General features: G+C 76.2%; 4 protein-coding genes. 3 read left to right on the top strand and 1 reads right to left on the bottom strand.

Annotated features, from left to right (window positions below):
* Window positions 1-85: 85 nt before the first annotated feature.
* Window positions 86-1,033, top strand: coding sequence for an aminoglycoside phosphotransferase family protein (locus ACFT55_RS19825; RefSeq protein WP_380245570.1), 948 nt, complete (start codon window positions 86-88; stop codon window positions 1,031-1,033).
* A 34-nt stretch (window positions 1,034-1,067) separates the two neighbouring features.
* Window positions 1,068-1,517, top strand: coding sequence for a DUF1801 domain-containing protein (locus ACFT55_RS19820; protein ID WP_380245569.1), 450 nt, complete (start codon window positions 1,068-1,070; stop codon window positions 1,515-1,517).
* A gap of 25 nt (window positions 1,518-1,542) precedes the next feature.
* On the opposite strand, the gene ACFT55_RS19815 is transcribed toward ACFT55_RS19820, so the two are convergent.
* Window positions 1,543-2,190 (bottom strand): TetR/AcrR family transcriptional regulator, encoded by a 648-nt coding sequence (locus ACFT55_RS19815; protein WP_380245568.1) that lies wholly within the window; start codon window positions 2,188-2,190, stop codon window positions 1,543-1,545.
* Window positions 2,191-2,264: 74 nt separating this feature from the next.
* Here ACFT55_RS19815 and ACFT55_RS19810 point away from each other — a divergent pair, with 74 nt between their 5' ends.
* Window positions 2,265-3,146 carry an alpha/beta fold hydrolase gene (locus ACFT55_RS19810; protein WP_380245567.1) on the top strand — a complete coding sequence of 294 codons (882 nt, stop codon included), beginning with the start codon at window positions 2,265-2,267 and terminating at the stop codon, window positions 3,144-3,146.
* The last annotated feature ends 41 nt before the right edge of the window (window positions 3,147-3,187 follow it).

Raw genomic sequence — 3,187 nt, 5'->3', positions numbered from 1 at the left:
CGGGAATCCTCGACAGGATTCCCGCCCTTTTCGTACCCACAACGGCCTCGGGCGGCGGCCTCGGGCGACGTGCGAGGATGGGCCGGTGCCAGAGGCGGAGATCGACGTCGACGTCGCCCTGGTCCACGCCCTGCTCGCGGAGCAGCACCCCGACCTGGCCGGCCTCCCCCTGCACGTCGCGGCGAACGGCTGGGACAACGTCATGGTGCGTCTCGGCGACGACCTCGCGGTGCGGCTGCCCCGGCGAGCCCTCGCGGCGCCACTCGTGGAGCACGAGGTGCGCGCCCTCCCGGCGCTGGCCACCCGGCTGCACGCCGTGGTGCCCGACGTCGTCGTGCCGGCCCCGGTCCGCGTCGGCCGACCGAGCCCCGCGCTCCGGTACCCGTGGTCCTGGGTGGTCGTGCCCTGGGCCGCCGGGGCGAGCGGCGAGTCGACGCCCGTGGCCAGGCGCACCGCCTGGGCTCGAGAGCTCGGCCTGGTCCTCGCCGCGGTGCACGAGCCGGCTCCGCAGGACGCGCCCGCCAACCCGGTGCGCGGGGTGGCGCTGCGGGACCGGGCGGAAGCCCGGGACCCGGCGGCGATGGACGAGCGCCTCGGCCATCTTCCGGCGGACCAGCGCGGCGCCGCGCGCCACGTGTGGGAACGAGCCCTCGACGCGCCGGTCTTCGACGGCCCTCCCGTCTGGCTGCACGGCGACCCGCACCCCGCCAACCTCGTCGTGGCGCCGGGGCGCGACGGGCAGCCCGACCGGCTGGCCGCCGTCGTCGACTGGGGCGACGTGACGTCCGGCGACCCGGCATCCGACCTCGGCGCGCTGTGGTTGTGCTTCGACGACGCCGGGCGCGCCGCCTGCCGGGCCACCGTCCAGGCGCAGGCACGCGACGGCCAGGGCTGGGACGACGCGACCTGGGACCGGGCGGCCGGCTGGGCGCTGCTGTACGCGACGAACCTGCTGGCCCACCCCGACCTGCACCCCCGGCTGGTGCCGATCGGACAGCACGCCCTCACCGCCCTGCTCGCCGACAGGGGCTGACGTGCCCGTGGGCTCGGGCGGGCAGACTGTCCCCATGACGCCCGGCTCTCCCCCGACCACCTGGACCGACGCCGACCCCCACGCGTTCGTCGCAGCCGTGGCGCGGCCGGCGCGACGACGCGACGCCGAGACTCTCCTGGGCCTCATGGAGCGCGCGACGGGACAGCCCGCCCGCATGTTCGGTCCCTCGATCGTGGGGTTCGGCGAGTACCGGTACGCCTATGCGAGCGGCCGCACGGGGCACGCGGCCGCGGCCGGCTTCTCCCCTCGGGCGGCGGCGAGCGTCGTCTACCTCGCCGACGGCGTCGACGCGCACGCCGACGACCTCGCACGGCTCGGCCCGCACACCGCCGGCGTGAGCTGCCTGTACCTCAAGGACCTCGCCCAGGTGGACCTCGCCGTCCTGGAGGCGGTCGTGGCGTCGTCGTACGCCGCGCTCACCGGTGGGACGTACGCCCTGCGGGCCCGCGAAGGCGGCGCCTGACCGGCGGTCCCGCGCGGCGCGGTCCTCAGCCGAACGTGGTGCCCGAGCCGCCCGCCGCCGCGAGCGCGGCCCGCACCGCAGCCGCTGCCCGGTCGTAGGCCGCGGCGTCCTCGAGGAGCACCGACGCCAGGTCGGCCCGGTCGAGGGCCGCGTCGATCGTGAAGACGAGCTGGTCCGCGTCGGTGCCTTCGGCCAGCTCTCCGCGCGCCACGGCCTCGCGCACCAGGCGCGCAAGGTAGGCGTCCCAGTCGCGCAGGGCGGCCACGACGGCGTCCCGGACCGGGCCCGGCGTGCGGGCGTCGAGCTCGGTCGCTGCTGCACGGAAGAAGCAGCCGCCGTCGAAGACGCGGTCGCGGGAGTAGTCCAGCCAGGCCAGGACGGTCCGCCACAGCCGGGCCAGGCCGGGATCCTCGTCGAGCGCCGGGAGCACCACCGCAGCGCGGAACACCTCGCGCGCGTGCGCGACCACGGCGAGCTGCAGGCCTTCCTTGGAGCCGAAGAGTCCCGCGATCCCGCTCTTGTTCACCGGCGCCACGGCGGCGAGCGTGCCGAACGTCAGCCCTTCGAGCCCTTCGACCGAGGCCGCCTGGACGGCACGGTCCAGGACTGCCCGGCGGGTCCTGTCGCCGCGCAGGCGGCGCCCGTCCGTGGCGGTGGCAGCTGTCACGCTCATGCAGACGAGTGTACGACCGTTCGTTCAGTGTTACTGTGCGAACGATCGTACAGTTTCCTCTCCTGGAGGTCGTCGTGCCCTACGTCCCCACCGCCGTCAGCACGAGCTTCCGCGTGCTGGCCGCCGTCGCTCCCCCGCTCGCCGTCCGGCTGGCCGCGCGCACCTTCTGGCGCTTCGGCCCGCCGACGCCGGTCCGCGCCGCCGACCGGGCCGTGCACGAACGCGCTGAGCGCGGCATGGTCCGCGTCGACGGCGAGCGCGTCGTCACCTACCGCTGGGGCGACCGGGCCGCCCCGGCGGTCCTCCTCGCCCACGGGTGGAAGAGCCGGGCCTCCCGCTTCGCGGCGCTCGTCACGGCGCTCGAGGACGCCGGCCTCGGCGTGGTCTCGTTCGACGGCCTCGCGCACGGCGACTCGACCGGCCGCCGGATGTCCGCCCTCGACCACATGGCGGCGATGCGCGCCGTGCTGGACGCCGAGGGCCCCTTCACCGGCGTCGTCGGCCACTCCCTCGGTGGGCTCGCGGCGGGCCTCGCTCTCCACGACGGGTTCCCGACCGACCGCTTCGTCTCGGTATCCGCAATGACGGGCTTCGACGCGCTGGCCGCGACCTTCCTGCGGCTCGTCGGGATGCCGGCGACCCAGCTCGACCGGTTCTGCGACCACGTCGCCCGGACGTTCCCCGGCCAGGCTCCCGACGTCCGCGCCCGGATCGACCTCGTGACCCACCCCGTGCCGGCCAGCGTCCCGACCCTCGTCGTCCACGACGCCGACGACCGGATGTCGCTCCCCGACGGGGCCCGCCGCCTCCACGCCGCCATGCCGGGCAGCAGGCTCGTGGTCACCAGCGGTCTCGGCCACACGCGGATCCTCGACGACCCTGCCGTGCTCGACGCCGTCGTCGCCCACATCACCGCGCACGTCACCGCCCCCGTGGGCGCGACCTCCCGGCGATGACGACGACGGCGCCCCGCCCCACCGCGCGGGAGGGCCGGGGC

The sequence above is a fragment of the Isoptericola sp. NPDC057191 genome (genome assembly GCF_042670225.1).
In the GTDB taxonomy this organism is placed as follows: domain Bacteria; phylum Actinomycetota; class Actinomycetes; order Actinomycetales; family Cellulomonadaceae; genus Isoptericola.
The sequence above is the reverse complement of the archived record's forward strand: the minus strand, read 5'-3'. Positions and strand labels throughout refer to the sequence as shown.

Bases quoted from the DNA above. Each gene is read 5' to 3' on its own strand.
- ACFT55_RS19820 (WP_380245569.1), top strand. From the start codon at position 1,068: ATGACGCCCGGCTCTCCCCCGACCACCTGGACCGACGCCGACCCCCAC.
- ACFT55_RS19815 (WP_380245568.1), bottom strand. From the start codon at position 2,190: ATGAGCGTGACAGCTGCCACCGCCACGGACGGGCGCCGCCTGCGCGGC.